We start from the raw sequence: 14,326 nt of genomic DNA on the forward strand, positions 1-14,326 counted from the left end.
CGTCAGCGCGCGTCCGCCGCCGTCTTCAAGCCGAACGCGATCAGCGCTGAAGCGGACAACCGGTCCAGCAGAAGCCGTTGCCGCAACAGGAAAGCACGTGCCCGGCCGGCCGCCGTGATCAGGATCGGGAACCACACCAGCCCGATGCCGAGGTGGATCGCCACGAGCACCGCGCCCCACGCGGGCTGGCCGACCGGCAGGAACTGCGGCAGCAGCGAGATGTAGAAGACGCCCGGCTTCGGGTTGAGCAGGTTCGTCAGCAGTCCGACCCGGACGGCCGCGCGCACCGACGGCACGGGCGCGGGTTCGTCGATCTCGGCGGGACGCCTGGACTGCCACAGCGCCTTGACGCCGAGGTAGACCAGATATCCCGCGCCGAGCCAGCGCACGACGTCGTAGGCCAGTTCGGACGCCTGCAGCAACGCCGTCAGGCCGACCAGGCCCGCGACCGCCCACACGAGGCAGCCCAGCGTGCTGCCCACCACCACGCCCATGGCCGTGCGGCGACCGACCAGCAGCGCCGTGCGCAGCACCAGCAGGGTCTCGAGGCCCGGTGTGATGACCGTCAGCAGCGCGACGAACGTGAAACTCAGGAGGGCGGCGGTCGACATGACGCCATGAGAACACGGAAGAACAGCGCCACCAGAAGAGTTAACACACCCGACACGATCACACGGGCTTGGTGTAGCGGTGAGCCGGAACCGGGATCGGGCCGTCCGGGTGCGGCGCCCGGTGGTCGAACAGACCTTCGTCGGCCCAGCCCCGCCGGTCGTAGAAGCGGCGGGCCCGCGCGTTCCCGGCGACGACCGCGAGCCACGCGCGGGAGTGCCCGTTCGCCGCCACCTCCTGTTCGGCGGCGGCCAGAAGTGCCTGTGCGACACCGGATCCGCGGTGGTCTGCCGAGACGTAGACCTGTTCGACCTCGTCGTCGACGACCATGACGAACCCGGCGACCCCGCCGTTGACGATCGCGACCGTGGTCTGGCCGGCGTGCTCCAGCGCGCGTGGCTCGAAGGTCTCCTCCGGCCGTGCGTCGACGAGCCGCTGTGGGACGTTGCCGAGGTGCGCGTCGCACCAGCCCGGGTACCAGATCCGGGCCACCGCGGCGGCGTCGTCCGGGGTCGCGCGCCTGAGCTCGGTCACGGGCGGTGCCAGGCCTGGACGCCGATCCGCCCGGTGCTCCCCAGGTCGATGTGGATCGAGCCCTGCTGCGACGCCGGGACCAGCGGCTGCCAGCCGTCATCCGGCGCGGCCGCGATGTCGACGTGCTTGCCTACCAGCGGCGGGTCCACCGACGCGTGGGTGTTGCGCCACAGGAACGCGCTCCTCGCACTCTCCCCCGGCGGCACCGTGATCGGCCGTGGCGCGTCGTCGAAGCCTTCGATCGCCGCGATGCCACCGGAACCCTCGAGGATCGCGACGTCCAGTTGCCCGAGCTCCGCGTCCAGCACCTTCACCTGCGGATAGCCGTTGAGCTCCACCGGCCCGCTGCCGCAGTTCGTCACCTCGACCGACATCACGCGCAGGCCCATCGCCGCGCCGGTGCCGTTCGCCGTGAACCGCACGCCCGTCTCGCACGACGGGTCTTCCGCGGCCTGCGACGCCGTCGTGCCCGCGACCAAGCCGGCGAGCACGGTGAACAAAACGAGAATTCTGCCCCCAGATCCCATGCGACCGATCCTGCCACGGGCCGTGGATCCTCCGCCGAAACCTTCACAAGCGGAGCGGCGGTCCGCAGCAAATAGTTGACATCAACTAGTTAGAGTCGGATAGTCGACATCAACCAAGGAGGACGCATGCGGCGCAAGGTGTCGAACCCGCTGGCGCTGGCGGTGCTGGCACATCTCGTGATGGGCCCCATGCACCCCTACGAGCTGGGCAAACAGCTCAAGGACACGGGCAAGGACCGCAACATCAAGTTCAACCGCGGCTCGCTGTACATGGTCGTCGAGCAGCTTCGGAAAGCCGGCTTCGTCGCCGAGCAGGAGACCGTCAAGGACACGCAACGGCCCGAACGCACGATCTACGCGCTGACCGACACCGGCCGTGCCGAACTGCACGACTGGATGCGCGAGCTCGTTCGCGACCCGGTGCACGAGTACCCGCAGTTCGGCGTGGCGCTGTCGCTCATCTCGGTGCTCGACCCGGTGGAGGCCGTGGAGTTGCTGGAGGCCCGGGCCGGCGCGCTGACGAAGGACCTCGACGAGACGCGCGGGATGGTCGGCAAGGCGACGGCCGACGGCGTCCAGTGGATCTTCCTCGTCGAGGAGGAGTACCGGATGTCGTTGCTGGAGGCCGAACTGCGGCTCGTCCGGAAGCTCACGGCGGAACTGGCGAAGGCCGAGTACCAGCACACCTGGCGGGAAATCTTCGGGAGGGAACAGTGAGAGCGTTGGTCATCGGGGGCGGCATAGCGGGCCCGGTCACCGCGCTGGCCTTGCAGAAGGCCGGCATCGACGCAGCGGTCTTCGAGGCGTACGACACGACCGCGGACGGCGTGGGCGGCATGTTGACCGTGGCGCCCAACGGCCTGGCGGCGCTGAAGATCGCGGGACTGGAAGCGGAGTTCGGCGATCCCCTGCGCCACATGGTGATGGCCGACGCCCAGGGCAGGACGCTCGGCCGCATCACCGGGGGCACCAGCCGGGTCGTGACGCGGGCCGAGCTGTACCAGCGGCTGCGCGAGCGGACGGTGGCCCAACGGATCAAAGTGGAGCACGGCAAGCGTCTGGTGGAGGTGGAGAGCCGCGAAGACGGTGTCACGGCGACGTTCTCGGACGGCACCAGCGAGTCCGGTGACGTGCTGGTCGGCGCCGACGGCATCCGCTCGGCGGTCCGCGAGATCATCGATCCGGGCGCTCCGGAGCCCGAGTACGTCGGTCTGCTGGGATTCGGTTCGTACGCGGAGAGCAGCGGCGTGCACGGCGACCCGGAGTCGATGTACTTCGTGTTCGGCAGCTCGTTCCTCGGCTACTGGGAACAACCGGACGGCAAGATCGCGTGGTTCACCAACCTCGCCGTCCCGGAACCGATGACGGCTGCGGAGATGGCCGCGATCCCCGCCGAGAGCTGGCTGGACCGGCTGCGCGTGGCCTACGGGGACGACCTGCCGGCGAAGCGGCTCCTGGCGCACAGCAGCACCGTCATCGGTGGTGGCCCGCTGGAGATGATGCCGACCGTGCCGCGCTGGCACCACGACCGCATGGTGCTCGTCGGCGACTCCGCCCACGCTCCCAGCGCCAGCTCCGGCCAGGGCGCCTCACTGGCCGCCGAGTCCGCCGTGCAGCTGGCACGCTGCCTGCGCGACATCCGTGACATCCCAACGGCTTTCGCCACCTACGAGCAGCTGCGACGCCCACGCGTCGAAGGCATCGCAGCACGTGCGGCGCGTACCAACAGCAACAAGCGCGGCATCGGCCCCATCACCCGGCTGCTCATGCCGCTCGTCATGAAGACCTTCGGGGCCAAGGCTTTCACGAAGGACCAGAACTACCGCATCGACTGGGACGCTCAGGTCAGCCGGTAACCGTGCGCCGGGCGGTTCGCCATGCCGTACCGCGGCTGCACCTCCGCCTTGCCGATCGTCACCAGGTGCTCCAGGTAACGGCGGGCGCTCACGCGGGACAGCCCCGCCCGGTCCCCGACCTCCTGGGCCGAGAGGTCGTTCTGGCTGTCCCGCAACGCCTCCGTCACCAGCCGCAACGTCACGGCCGACAACCCCTTGGGCATGGCCAGGGTGCGCGGCCGGTGGTGCATCAGCGAGTCGACCTCGTCCTGGTCCAGCACCTGCCCCAGCCGCTGTACCTCGATCCGCTGGGCGAGGTACTCCCGCATCCGGTCGAGGAACGCCGTGCGCGTGAACGGCTTCACGAGGTAGTTGTCGACCCCGCGGGACATCGCCTGGCGCACGGTCTCCCGTTCGCGAGCCGCCGTCACCGCGATCACGTCCACCGGCGGCCCACCGCGAGCACGCAGCCGCGACAGCACCTCCAGCCCGGACATGTCCGGCAGGTGGATGTCGAGCAGCACCAGGTCCGGCCGCAAGGCTTCCACGGCGCGCAACGCCTCGCCACCGCGGTGGGCCTCGCCGACCACCTCGAACTCCGGCATCGCCTCCAGGAACCCGCGGTGGATCGCCGCCACGGCGAAGTCGTCGTCGACCACGAGCGTTCGCACGCTCATCGGTTCCCCGTTTCCGGCAGCCACACGTCGAACGACGCGCCGCCGAGTTCCGAGTCGGTGATCGCGACCCGGCCGCTGCGCCGGGTCACCACCCTCGACACCAATGCAAGTCCTATTCCTCTGCCGTGCGCGCCCTGGGCGTCCTTGGAGCTCACGCCCAGGTCGAAGATGCGGCCGCGTTGCGACTCGGCCACTCCCGGTCCGTCGTCGTCCACGACCACCCGCACCCCGGTGACCGACGAGCGCACGAGCACCCGCACGGTTCCACCGGTCTCCACGGCGTCGACCGCGTTGTCGACCAGGTTTCCCAGCACGGTCAACGCGTCGTCGCCCGCACGAATGTCGACGGAGCTGCCGGGATCGAGCCGGAGCTCCACACCTCGTTCGTGCGCGGTGGAGGATTTTGCCAGCAACAACGCCGCCAGGGCGGGATCGGCGTTCGCTCCGTCGATGATGTCGGCCGTGACGGAGCCGGCGCCACCGACCCGTTCGATGTAGGCGACGGCGTCCGGGCCGCGGTCCAGGTCCAGCAGACCACCGATGACGTGCAGGTGGTTCGAGAACTCGTGGGCCTGTGCGCGCAGTGCTTCCGTGACGGTGCGCTGCCCGTCGAGCTCGCGCAACGCGTCGTGCAGCTCGGTCCGGTCGCGCAACGTCAGCACGACGCCGACGGCGCGTTCGTTCGTCTTGGCCGTCATCCGGTTCGCGACCAGGACCCGTTCCCCGGCGAGGACGAGCCGGTCCGCGACGTCGTCGTCGCCACGGGCGAGGTCCAGCAGCCCGTCGTCGAGCACTTCCGCCGCCGGGCGTCCGCTCGGGTTCTCGGCCAGGCCCAGCAACCGCAGCGCCTCGTCGTTGACCAGCGCCAGCTTCTCCTGGTCGTCCAGGGCGACCACGCCCTCGCGGATGCCGTGCAGCATCGCGTCCCTGGTCTCGAGCAGCTGCGCGATCTCGGCCGGTTCGAGCCGGAACGTCCGCCGCCGCACGTGCTGCGTGATCAACGCGGCCCCGAGCACGCCGACCAGCGCGGCCGCCGCCAGCCAGCCGATCAGCTCCGGCAGGTCCTCGGCGAGGTCGGCCGAGAGCTGGCTCTCCAGGATGCCGACCGACGCCATGCCGATGATGCGCCCGTCCGCCGTCCGCACCGGGACCTTCGCGCGGAGCGACGTGCCGAGCGTGCCCGTCTCCGTGCCGACGAAGACCTCGCCGGACAACGCGCTGGACGGGTCGGTCGACACGCGCTCGCCGATGCGCTTCGGGTCGGGGTGGGCGTAGCGGACTCCGTTGTGGTCGGTGACCACCACGTACGTCACGCTGGACGCCTTGCGGATCAGCTCGGCCAGCGGCTGGATCGTCGCGGGCGGGTCGACCGAATCGAACGCCTCGACCACCGTCGGTAGCCGCGCCACGCTCTCGGCGACGGACAACATCCGGTCCTTGTAGGAGTCTCGGATCCGGTCGCTCTGCAGTTTGGCGGCGAGCAGCCCGGCCGCACAGGTGGTCATGAGCACGATGACCACCTGCAACGCCAGAAGCAGAGCTCCAAACGAAACAGACCGACGGAACATGGATGGAATTCTGACGCATCAGCTGTGAAACAGGTCACGAACTAAACGACCAATACGGAACTTACGACCTAACCCTTACGAGCCGCACGGCCGTTACCTAGCGTCCCCGCCCAACGTTCGCAACGAAGCGAGGAGCACTCGATGGGTACGGCATGGAGACGAGCGGTGGCGGTAGCCGCCGCCGGACTGGTGCTCGCAGGATGCGGTCAGGGGGCCAAGAGCGCGAGCAGCGGTGACTCCATCGCGAAGCTGGAGATCATGGCGCCCGCGGACCCCGGTGGCGGCTGGGACCAGACCGCGCGGTCGATGCAGTCGGCGGTGAGCGGCGCCAAGCTCGCCAACTCGGTGCAGGTCACCAACGTCGGTGGCGCGGGCGGGACGGTCGGCCTGCAGAAGCTCCTCAACGAGCGCTCCGAGTCGTTCCTGATGATCACCGGCCTGGTCATGGTCGGCGCGGTGGAGACCAACACGTCGCCGGCCCGGCTGGAGGAGACCACGCCGATCGCCCGGCTGACGGCCGAGGACGAGGTCGTCGTGGTGCCCTCGGACTCGCCGCACAAGACGATCGACGACCTGCTGGCCGCGGTCGCCGAGAAGGGCAAGGGCGTCTCGATCACCGGCGGTTCGGCCGGCGGCACCGACCACATCCTCGCCGGGATGCTGCTCAAGGCGAAGAACATCGAGCCGGGGAAGCTGAACTACGTGCCCTACTCCGGCGGCGGTGAGTCGCTGGCGGCGTTGCTGGGCAAGAAGGTCGACGCGGGCATCTCCGGCGTCGGCGAGTACAAGGAGCAGATCAAGGCGGGCAAGCTGCGCGCGCTGGGCACGTCCGGCCCGAACCCGGTGCCCGACCTCAACGTGCCGACGTTCAAGGACCTGGGTGTCGAGCTGATCAACTGGCGCGGTGTCGTCGCGCCCGCGTCGATCTCGGCCGAGGCCAAGCAGCGGCTGACCAAGCTGGTCACCGACATGCACGCGAGCCAGCAGTGGAAGGACGAGCTCTCCAAGAAGGGCTGGACGGACACCTTCCTGACGGGCAGCGAGTTCTCCACGTTCATGGCCAAGGAGATCGGCCGGGTGAAGCCCGCACTGCAGGACATCGGGCTCGTCAAGTGATTGCTGCAAAAATCGAGGAGTACGCGTTCGGCGGTCTGGTCGCGGCGGTCGGGGTCTTCACCCTGGTCGACGCGACCACGATCGCCGGGCGTGACGACAACGTCGTAGGACCACGCGCGTTCCCTTATGCCGTGGGGATTCTGCTCGTCGTGACCGGCATCGCGGCGATCATCGCGACCGCCCGCGGGAAGCTCGGACAGGCCGAAGAGGCCGAGGACGTCGACGAGAACGTCCGCACCGACTGGCTCACCGTGGCCAAGCTGGTGGCCGTGCTGATCGCGCACCTGGTGCTCATCGACCTGGTCGGCTGGCCGGTCGCGGCCGCGCTGCTGTTCTTCGGCGCGGCCTGGACGCTGGGCGCGACCTGGTGGCGGGCACTGCCGATCGCGGTGGTGCTGGCACTGCTCGTGCAGGTGGTGTTCGCGTACGGCCTGGGCCTGTCGCTGCCCGCCGGGATCTTCGAAGGGGTGCCGTTCCTCGATGGATAGCATCACCATGCTGCTGGAGGGTTTCGCGACCGCCGCGCAACCCGAGTACCTGCTGTACGCGCTGCTGGGCGTCACGCTCGGCACCGCGGTCGGCGTGCTGCCGGGCATCGGGCCGGCGATGACGGTGGCGTTGCTGCTGCCGCTGACGTACACCCTGGAACCGACGGCGGCGCTGATCATCTTCGCCGGCATCTACTACGGCGGCATGTACGGCGGCTCGACGACGTCGATCCTGCTCAACACCCCGGGCGAGTCCGCGTCCATCGTCACCGCCCTGGAGGGCAACAAGATGGCGAAGGCCGGGCGCGGTGCGGCCGCGCTCGCGACGGCCGCCATCGGCTCGTTCGTGGCGGGCACGATCGCCACCGTGCTGCTCACGTTGCTGGCGCCGGCCATCGCGGACCTGGCGGTACAGCTGGGTCCGGCGGACTACGTGGCGCTGATGGTCGTGGCGTTCACGACCGTGGCCGCGCTGCTCGGCTCCTCTCCCGTGCGCGGCCTGGCATCGCTGGGACTCGGCCTGTTCATCGGGCTCGTCGGCACCGACACGCTGACCGGCCAGCAGCGCTTCACCCTCGGGGTGGCGACGATGTCCGACGGCATCGACGTGGTCGTGGTCGCGGTCGGCGTGTTCGCGGTCGGCGAGGCGCTGTACGTGGCGTCGCGGCTGCGGCACGGGCCGATCGAGGTCATCCCCGTGGGCGGCAAGTGGATGACGCGCGGCTTCTGGGCGCGTTCGTGGAAACCGTGGCTGCGCGGCACGTTCATCGGCTTCCCGATCGGCACAGTGCCGGCCGGTGGCGCGGACGTGTCGACGTTCCTGTCGTACGCGGCGGAGAAGAAGCTCTCGAAACGGCCCGAGGAGTTCGGCAAGGGCGCGATCGAGGGCGTGGCGGGTCCGGAGGCGGCCAACAACGCCGCCGCGGCAGGCGTTCTGGTGCCGTTGCTGACGCTCGGCCTGCCCACCACCGCCACGGCGGCGGTGATCGTGGCCGCGTTCCAGAGCTACGGCATCCAGCCGGGTCCGTTGCTGTTCACCAACAACGGCCCGATGGTGTGGGCGCTGATCGCGTCGCTCTACATCGGCAACGTGATGCTGCTCGTGCTGAACCTGCCGCTGGTCAAGATCTGGGTGAAGGTGCTGCAGATCCCGCGGCCGTACCTCTACGCGGGCATCCTGCTGTTCGCGGCGCTGGGCACCTACGCGGTGAACTTCGTCGTGGACGACCTGATCGTGCTGCTGGTGATCGGTGTGATCGGTTTCTTCATGCGGCGCCACGGTTATCCGGTCGCTCCGCTGGTCGTCGGCCTGATCCTCGGGCCGATGGCGGAGGAACAGGTCCGGCGCACGCTGCAGATCAGCGAGGGCGAGCTCAGCGCGTTGGTGACGAGCCCGTTCGCGGCGGTCGCCTACAGCATCCTCGTCGTGCTGCTCGTGGTGGCGGTGGTGCTCCGGTTGCGCCGCAAGAAGTCCGAGGTGGCGGTCTAACCGCGCACGGCGGCAAGCGCCTGTTCGTACAGTTCGAACGCATCGGCCTTGCCGCCGTGGCGGACCCACAGTTCCGACGCGGTGTCGACGCACGCGAACACCGTGGCGATGACGCCCATCGCGCGGGCGTCCGGGATCTCACCGGGCTCGATGCCCATCCGCTTCTCGATCACGGGCACCAGCGCCCGCTGCCACCTCAGCCGCTTCTCGAAGTACCGCGAGCGCAGCGGCGGGTTGTCGAAGATCAGCGTGGAGATCTCCAGCACCCGTTGCGGGGTGTGCTCCGACGCGGTGAGGATCGTGGTGAACCCGGCTCGCAGAGCGTCCCAGGTGGACACTTCCGGCGGCTGCGCCTCGACGGTGGCGACCAGCAGGTCGCCCAGCGCCTCCTGCTCGCCGCAGACCAGGTCCTCCTTGGTGCCGAAGTAGCGGAACAGCGAGCGCTGCGAGACTCCCGCGCTCGCCGCGACCTGGGCCATCGTGGTGGCCTCGTACCCCTGTTCCGCGAACAACTCCAGCGCCGTGTCGACGATCTCGGCGACCACGGCCTGACGCGACCGGTCCCACAGCGTCGACGGCTTCTCCATGAACCCCACTCTAGTGGTGTGGCTCGGAAGGTTGCCGGGGGAATTCGCGGTCAGACGGGTGCGTCGTGGTGTCGCCCCCACGTCGTCGTACTGGTTGTACGGGGGCGTGGGGGCGGCGCCGCGAGGTGCCCTGCTGAGCGTGGATCACCTCGCCGACCTTCCGGGTCGCGCCACTAGCTCCGCTGCACCATCCGCCCGATCATCCTGGCGCCCATGGCACGCGAGGCGAGGTGACGTCCGGCGAACGCCAGCACGCGGTTCATCCGGCCCGAGATGACACCCACCGGCGTGACGCGGCGGTCGAGTGCGCGCATCGCCGTCGCGACCACCTCGCCGGCGGTCTGCATCCGCAGCCCCGCAGCCATGTCCTCGCTGCCGGAGACCTCGAAGAACTCGGTGCGCGTCGCACCGGGCGACAGCACCATGACGCGCAGGCCCGTGCCGCGCGACTCGATCCACAGACCCTCGGTGAAGCTCAAGACGAACGCCTTCGTCGCGCCGTAGACCGACGACCACGGCGTCGCCTGGTGGGCCGCCATGCTCGCCACGTTCACGAGGAAGCCATGACCGTTGGCGCGCAACGGTTCGATGAACGCCCTGCTGATCTCGACCACGGCGTTGACGTCGACGGCGACCTCCTGCCGCAACCGCTCGGGCTCCTCCTCGTGGAACGCCCCGAAGTTCCCGAACCCGGCGTTGTTGACGACGCTGGTGACGCCGAACCCGGCGACCTCCGCCGCCAGCCGCTCGCCGATGCCCGGCTGGGCGAGGTCCGCGGCGACGACGTGCACCGCCACCCGATGCGTCGCCCGTAGCTGCTCGGCCAGTTCCTCCAGCCTGTCCTTGCGGCGCGCGACGAGCACGAGGCGCGATCCGCGTGCCGCGAGCTGCCGCGCGAACTCCGCGCCGATGCCCGCACTCGCACCGGTGACCAGCACCGTTTGCTTCCCGAAGTCGACTCCCATGCCGTCAGCGTACGCCAGCCTGTCAGTCACTGCCAAGCTGTCGTTATCTGACTCAGGAGGTTCGGTGACCCTTCGAACCTGCCGTTCTGCTCCTAGCAGAACAGCCCTTTGCGGTGGCCGGGCTGCTGTCACCATGACGACATGGCGGAGATCCTGGACTTCAAGCGCACCCCGGAACCCCTGTGGCGTGAAGCCCTGGGCCGCAAGCTCCGCGAGACCCGGGAGGAACGCGGCGACCGTCTGGTCGACGTGGCCGACCGCGCGGGCATCTCGGTGCAGTACCTGTCCGAGATCGAGCGCGGTCGCAAGGAGCCGTCGAGCGAGATGATCGCGGCGGTCGCCGGTGCCCTGGGCATCGACCTGGCCGACCTGCTGATCGGTGTCGCCGGCCAGGTCCGCCACCTCCGCGTCCAGCAGGTCAGCCACTTCCACACCTCGCGCCCGATCGGCCGCCCCTCCGGTCCGGTGGCCATGGCCTGGGCCGCCTAGCCCCGCTGGTCCAGCACCTGGTCCACGAGCCCGTACTCGACGGCACCCGCCGCGTCGAACACGCGGTCCCGGTCGGTGTCGTGGCGCAGTTCGGCCACGGTCCGGCCGGTGTGCCTGGCCAGGATCGCCTCCAGCTGCGTGCGCACCCGCACCACCTCGTCCGCCGCGAGGATGAGGTCCGGGATCGTGCCGCGTCCCTGCGCCGCGGGCTGGTGCAGCACGACCCTGGAGTGCGGCAGGACGGACCGGCGGCCTTCCGCGCCCGCCGCCAGCAACACAGCACCCGCCGCCACCGCCTGGCCCACGCACGTCGTCGCGACCGGTGCCTTGATGTAGCGCATGGTGTCGTACAGCGCGAGCATCGCCGACGGGTCGCCGCCCTCGCAGTTGATGTAGAGGTTGATCTCCAGGTCCGGGTTGTCGGCCTCGAGGTGGAAGAGCTGCGCGATCAACGCGTTGGCGACACCGGAGTCGATCCCGGTGCCCAGGTAGACGATCCGCTCGGACAGCAGGTGCGAGTAGACGTCCATGATCCGCTCGCCCCGCGCGTCCCGCGTGATGACGTTGGGAATGGTGTAGCTGCTCATGCCATGGCTCCCGAGTGCAGTCCCAGCTTGTGCATGCGGACGGGGACGACCTGCCCGAGGTCGCTGACGACGTGGTCGATGAACCCGTACTCGAGGGCCTGCTCCGTGGTGAACCACCTGTCGTGCAGCGAGTCGGTGAAGATCCGGTCGAACGGCTGCCCGGTGTCCTGCGCGATCAGGCCGAGCACGGTGTCCCTGGTGTGCCGCAGGTCGTCCGCCTGCACCTCCACCTCGACGGCCGAACCGCCGATGCCCGCACTTCCCTGGTGCATCAGGATTCGCGCGTGCGGCAGCGCGAACCGCTTGCCCGGCGTCCCCGCCGACAGCAGGAACTGCCCGGCGCTGCAGGCGAGGCCCAGCGCGAGCGTCGCCACGTCGCACGGCACGAGCCGCATCACGTCGCGGATGGCCAGCATCGAGGGCACCGAACCACCCGGCGAGTTGATCCACAACGCGATGTCCTGCCGCGGATCCTCGCTCGCCAGCGACAACATCTGGGTCGCCAGCACCGTGCCGTTGTCGTCGTCGAGCGCGCCGTCGAGAATCAGCACCCGCTGACCGAAGAACCGTTCTCGCAGCCCTGGGCTGAAGAGCTTCTCGCTGTTCGTCATGGCACCGACGATGCCCGCCGCCCCAACGGATCCGCTGCTTTCTCTGCTGAGGGCAGATCAGCTCACAGCAGGCACGAACTCGTCCGCCGGCAGGGCGGACACGCTCGCCGGCCGGCGGACGGGCGGCGTGACCTCGCGTGTGCGGTGATCGTCAGGCGCCAGCGCACCGATCCCGAGGCGGGCACGACCGCCACCGGACGAGTGGCGTCACGGCGGTCGAAGGTCCGGCCGATCATGGGTTCCACGCCGATGCTGCGGTACGGATCGCCGTCCGGCCAGCCCTTCAGGTTGCGCCACAACGCGATCGAGACGGGTTGACCGGCGCACTCGACGCGGAGGTCGAGCCGTTGATCGCCGTCGTCCACCCCGATCTGCCCTCGTTCGAGCACCGCGCCGGTCGCCGTGCCGTCGTCGGGCCCCAGCGAGTCGAGGCCCGCCGGCCACTCACGCAGCGCCGGAACCGGATCGGTGATCAACACGGGAGTGCCGCGCGGAGCGTCCAGGCGGGCAGCGTCGCTGACGTCGAGCAGGGCTGCGCGGCCCACACGAACCGGTATCCGGGCTCGGCGAGCAACTCGTAGTCGGCGACGACCGCGCCGCCGGCAGAACCCAGGGAGCGGGTGAGCGTGAATTCAGGACAGTCCACACCGGTCCCGTGCCACGGCCTGCTCCAGACGTCGCCGTGATCGGGCAGGCCGCGGACCGTCGGGACGCACTACTCCAGGCCGCCCGCGTCGACGAACGGCGAGCCTGGCGTCACCCCGGCACGCGCAGGATCGGCCCGGTGCCACAGCCACTCGCGGCCGGCTGTGCGCAGCGAGGTCCAGCGACCGCCGAGGCTGTGGTCGACCTCGGCGTACAGCGGCACGACCTGCACGTTCATCCCTCAGCAAGGTCAAATCAGTTAATTGCCAATTAATCTTGCCACGGGTGGTCGCCAGGACCAACAGTCAGCTGGTCGCGCAGGCCGTCCCGTTGAGGCTGAACGACGTGGGCGCGGTGTTCCTGCCGCGGAACGTCCCGAGGAACCCGATCTCCACCTCACCCCGCGGCGAGATCGACCTGGTGTTCTCGACGCCGGCCGCGGTGACGGCCGAACCTCGCTGCGACACGGACGCGTTCCACATCTGCCGCACGCTCTGCCCGTCGGCGAACGACCACCGCAACGTCCAGCCGTTGATCGGCGCGCCGCCGGTGTTCCTGATCGTGATCTTGCCCTGGAACCCGTCCTGCCACTGGCCGTCGAGCCGGTAGACGACCGCGCAGGGCGGCGGTGGCGGCGTGGTCGTCACCACGGGAGGCGTCGTGGTGGACTTGGACTCCTGCGGTTCGACGCGCTGCGCGGGAGGAGCGGCCGTAGTCGTCGTGGTGGTCGTCGTCGGTGCGGCGTCCATGCCGTTGCACGGCGCTCCCCACAGACCACGGTCCTCACGCGCGGCCCCGAGTTCGGCGTCGGCGAGCGAACCGGCCGCCGTCTGGGCCCTCAGCACGCCTTCCCGCACGGCGAGCGACGCGTAGTCGGTGCCGTCGTCCAGCCGGAGGTTCACCTCGCCGGGCGTGAGCGCGCTGACACGAACGGTCTTGCCCAGCAACCACTTCTCGGCGAACGTGCGCGCACCGGCGGCCCAGCAGTCCGCGGGCTGCGCCAGCAACGAGACCTCGACGCGCTCACCGGTGTCGAGCTCGACCGTGCGCCCGTCGACCACCGCGCGCACCACGGCCGGCACGTCTCCACGCGCCTCGTTGACCAGCGTCGGCTGACGCACCTGCGCGGGCGCGGAGATGGGACGCGACGGACTCTCGGACGCACACGCGCACGTCAAAAAGACCAAGAGAAAGGACAAGGACTTTCGCAACACCAAGGACTCCCGCACACGTTCATGCAAACCTGCACGACCGTAGCGGTCTCCGGGCACCGCTCACATCCACCGTTCGGCCTTGATCAACCGCGGGAGGAACGGCGCCCGGAGGAGTCGGGGCAACCCTCGACTCGTCGCGCACTCGCGTCGTACCTGGCAACGCCTGAAAGAGTCCACACCGGACAGACCGCGCTGCGCCAGCTTCACGAAGAACTGGAACCGGCTTCGCGTGGGCACCCCGGCACCATCGACCGCCTAGACGAGACGTACAACGTCTTCAGCCCAGCACCCGTCCGGAGCCCAACGCACCGCCACGCCTGGCGCTACCTCGCCAACGGAGGAGTCACGAACCCCCACCGGCACTTCACGACATCACCGCGCGGCC

The 14,326-nt window shown here is 69.6% G+C and carries 18 protein-coding genes; 6 read left to right on the forward strand and 12 right to left on the reverse strand.

The features are described 5' to 3' along the window. Positions 1-2: 2 nt before the first annotated feature. Genes DFR72_RS20640 through DFR72_RS20650 form a run of 3 tightly spaced genes read right to left on the reverse strand, consistent with a single transcriptional unit; the run spans position 3 to position 1,670 of the window. Positions 3-611 carry a LysE family translocator gene (locus DFR72_RS20640; RefSeq protein ID WP_090067663.1) on the reverse strand — a complete coding sequence of 203 codons (609 nt, stop codon included), beginning with the start codon at positions 609-611 and terminating at the stop codon, positions 3-5. A 58-nt stretch (positions 612-669) separates the two neighbouring features. Beyond that, a complete protein-coding gene (locus DFR72_RS20645; protein WP_245983231.1) occupies positions 670-1,143 on the reverse strand; it encodes a GNAT family N-acetyltransferase in 474 nt (157 codons plus the stop codon). Next, positions 1,140-1,670 carry a DUF4232 domain-containing protein gene (locus tag DFR72_RS20650; protein ID WP_090067659.1) on the reverse strand — a complete coding sequence of 177 codons (531 nt, stop codon included), beginning with the start codon at positions 1,668-1,670 and terminating at the stop codon, positions 1,140-1,142. The genes DFR72_RS20645 and DFR72_RS20650 overlap by 4 nt, the downstream gene beginning before the upstream one ends. A 126-nt stretch (positions 1,671-1,796) precedes the next feature. Between DFR72_RS20650 and DFR72_RS20655 the strand changes: the two genes are divergently transcribed. Further along, a complete protein-coding gene (locus DFR72_RS20655; RefSeq protein ID WP_090067656.1) occupies positions 1,797-2,387 on the forward strand; it encodes a PadR family transcriptional regulator in 591 nt (196 codons plus the stop codon). Next, complete coding sequence (locus DFR72_RS20660) at positions 2,384-3,526, forward strand: FAD-dependent oxidoreductase (protein WP_090067654.1); 1,143 nt, start codon at positions 2,384-2,386, stop codon at positions 3,524-3,526. Before DFR72_RS20655 ends, DFR72_RS20660 begins: the two co-directional genes overlap by 4 nt. Here DFR72_RS20660 and DFR72_RS20665 read toward each other — a convergent pair. Next, a complete protein-coding gene (locus DFR72_RS20665) occupies positions 3,511-4,182 on the reverse strand; it encodes a response regulator (RefSeq protein WP_090067652.1) in 672 nt (223 codons plus the stop codon). The two genes, DFR72_RS20660 and DFR72_RS20665, sit on opposite strands and share 16 nt — an antisense overlap. Beyond that, positions 4,179-5,687 carry an ATP-binding protein gene (locus DFR72_RS20670; protein ID WP_245983317.1) on the reverse strand — a complete coding sequence of 503 codons (1,509 nt, stop codon included), beginning with the start codon at positions 5,685-5,687 and terminating at the stop codon, positions 4,179-4,181. The genes DFR72_RS20665 and DFR72_RS20670 overlap by 4 nt, the downstream gene beginning before the upstream one ends. A gap of 204 nt (positions 5,688-5,891) precedes the next feature. Between DFR72_RS20670 and DFR72_RS20675 the strand changes: the two genes are divergently transcribed. Genes DFR72_RS20675 through DFR72_RS20685 form a run of 3 tightly spaced genes read left to right on the forward strand, consistent with a single transcriptional unit; the run spans position 5,892 to position 8,843 of the window. Then, positions 5,892-6,866, forward strand: coding sequence for a Bug family tripartite tricarboxylate transporter substrate binding protein (locus DFR72_RS20675; RefSeq protein ID WP_090067648.1), 975 nt, complete (start codon positions 5,892-5,894; stop codon positions 6,864-6,866). Next, positions 6,863-7,354 carry a tripartite tricarboxylate transporter TctB family protein gene (locus tag DFR72_RS20680; RefSeq protein ID WP_090067646.1) on the forward strand — a complete coding sequence of 164 codons (492 nt, stop codon included), beginning with the start codon at positions 6,863-6,865 and terminating at the stop codon, positions 7,352-7,354. Before DFR72_RS20675 ends, DFR72_RS20680 begins: the two co-directional genes overlap by 4 nt. Next, the gene (locus tag DFR72_RS20685) at positions 7,347-8,843 is read left to right on the forward strand and encodes a tripartite tricarboxylate transporter permease (protein ID WP_090067644.1); all 1,497 of its coding nucleotides are present in this window, start codon (positions 7,347-7,349) and stop codon (positions 8,841-8,843) included. The genes DFR72_RS20680 and DFR72_RS20685 overlap by 8 nt, the downstream gene beginning before the upstream one ends. On the opposite strand, the gene DFR72_RS20690 is transcribed toward DFR72_RS20685, so the two are convergent. Both DFR72_RS20690 and DFR72_RS20695 read right to left on the reverse strand, forming a co-directional pair. Further along, positions 8,840-9,430, reverse strand: a complete 591-nt coding sequence (locus tag DFR72_RS20690; RefSeq protein ID WP_090068005.1) for a TetR/AcrR family transcriptional regulator — start codon at positions 9,428-9,430, stop codon at positions 8,840-8,842. The genes DFR72_RS20685 and DFR72_RS20690 overlap by 4 nt on opposite strands. Before the next feature lie 173 nt (positions 9,431-9,603). Beyond that, complete coding sequence (locus DFR72_RS20695) at positions 9,604-10,395, reverse strand: SDR family NAD(P)-dependent oxidoreductase (RefSeq protein ID WP_090068003.1); 792 nt, start codon at positions 10,393-10,395, stop codon at positions 9,604-9,606. A 141-nt stretch (positions 10,396-10,536) separates the two neighbouring features. Here DFR72_RS20695 and DFR72_RS20700 point away from each other — a divergent pair, with 141 nt between their 5' ends. Continuing rightward, positions 10,537-10,884, forward strand: a complete 348-nt coding sequence (locus tag DFR72_RS20700; RefSeq protein ID WP_090067642.1) for a helix-turn-helix domain-containing protein — start codon at positions 10,537-10,539, stop codon at positions 10,882-10,884. Here DFR72_RS20700 and DFR72_RS20705 read toward each other — a convergent pair. The 5 genes from DFR72_RS20705 to DFR72_RS46370 all read right to left on the reverse strand — a co-directional run bounded on the left by DFR72_RS20705 (position 10,881) and on the right by DFR72_RS46370 (position 13,848). Next, on the reverse strand, positions 10,881-11,471 hold the full coding sequence (locus DFR72_RS20705; protein WP_090067640.1) for a ClpP family protease: 591 nt from the start codon (positions 11,469-11,471) through the stop codon (positions 10,881-10,883). The genes DFR72_RS20700 and DFR72_RS20705 overlap by 4 nt on opposite strands. After that, positions 11,468-12,082: a ClpP family protease gene (locus tag DFR72_RS20710; protein WP_090067638.1), complete on the reverse strand. Its 615-nt coding sequence runs from the start codon at positions 12,080-12,082 to the stop codon at positions 11,468-11,470. The genes DFR72_RS20705 and DFR72_RS20710 overlap by 4 nt, the downstream gene beginning before the upstream one ends. Positions 12,083-12,144: 62 nt before the next feature. Continuing rightward, positions 12,145-12,627, reverse strand: a complete 483-nt coding sequence (locus DFR72_RS46360) for a hypothetical protein (protein WP_211335468.1) — start codon at positions 12,625-12,627, stop codon at positions 12,145-12,147. A 170-nt stretch (positions 12,628-12,797) separates the two neighbouring features. Further along, a complete protein-coding gene (locus tag DFR72_RS46365) occupies positions 12,798-12,965 on the reverse strand; it encodes a hypothetical protein (RefSeq protein WP_211335469.1) in 168 nt (55 codons plus the stop codon). A 67-nt stretch (positions 12,966-13,032) separates the two neighbouring features. Continuing rightward, entirely contained in the window at positions 13,033-13,848 is an 816-nt protein-coding gene (locus tag DFR72_RS46370; RefSeq protein ID WP_211335470.1) for a cellulose binding domain-containing protein, read from the reverse strand. Positions 13,849-14,326: the final 478 nt, after the last annotated feature.

The sequence above is a fragment of the Lentzea flaviverrucosa genome, from assembly GCF_003350445.1.
Taxonomy (GTDB): Bacteria; Actinomycetota; Actinomycetes; order Mycobacteriales; family Pseudonocardiaceae; genus Lentzea; species Lentzea californiensis.

What these genes read in the sequence shown, in the direction of transcription:
- DFR72_RS20695 (WP_090068003.1), bottom strand. Translation starts at nt 10,395, where the DNA reads ATGGGAGTCGACTTCGGGAAGCAAACGGTGCTGGTCACCGGTGCGAGT.
- DFR72_RS20700 (WP_090067642.1), top strand. Translation starts at nt 10,537, where the DNA reads ATGGCGGAGATCCTGGACTTCAAGCGCACCCCGGAACCCCTGTGGCGT.
- DFR72_RS20665 (WP_090067652.1), bottom strand. Translation starts at nt 4,182, where the DNA reads ATGAGCGTGCGAACGCTCGTGGTCGACGACGACTTCGCCGTGGCGGCG.
- DFR72_RS20705 (WP_090067640.1), bottom strand. Translation starts at nt 11,471, where the DNA reads ATGAGCAGCTACACCATTCCCAACGTCATCACGCGGGACGCGCGGGGC.
- DFR72_RS20710 (WP_090067638.1), bottom strand. Translation starts at nt 12,082, where the DNA reads ATGACGAACAGCGAGAAGCTCTTCAGCCCAGGGCTGCGAGAACGGTTC.
- DFR72_RS20655 (WP_090067656.1), top strand. Translation starts at nt 1,797, where the DNA reads ATGCGGCGCAAGGTGTCGAACCCGCTGGCGCTGGCGGTGCTGGCACAT.
- DFR72_RS46365 (WP_211335469.1), bottom strand. Translation starts at nt 12,965, where the DNA reads ATGAACGTGCAGGTCGTGCCGCTGTACGCCGAGGTCGACCACAGCCTC.
- DFR72_RS20640 (WP_090067663.1), bottom strand. Translation starts at nt 611, where the DNA reads ATGTCGACCGCCGCCCTCCTGAGTTTCACGTTCGTCGCGCTGCTGACG.
- DFR72_RS20690 (WP_090068005.1), bottom strand. Translation starts at nt 9,430, where the DNA reads ATGGAGAAGCCGTCGACGCTGTGGGACCGGTCGCGTCAGGCCGTGGTC.
- DFR72_RS20670 (WP_245983317.1), bottom strand. Translation starts at nt 5,687, where the DNA reads ATGACCACCTGTGCGGCCGGGCTGCTCGCCGCCAAACTGCAGAGCGAC.
- DFR72_RS20650 (WP_090067659.1), bottom strand. Translation starts at nt 1,670, where the DNA reads ATGGGATCTGGGGGCAGAATTCTCGTTTTGTTCACCGTGCTCGCCGGC.
- DFR72_RS20685 (WP_090067644.1), top strand. Translation starts at nt 7,347, where the DNA reads ATGGATAGCATCACCATGCTGCTGGAGGGTTTCGCGACCGCCGCGCAA.
- DFR72_RS20675 (WP_090067648.1), top strand. Translation starts at nt 5,892, where the DNA reads ATGGGTACGGCATGGAGACGAGCGGTGGCGGTAGCCGCCGCCGGACTG.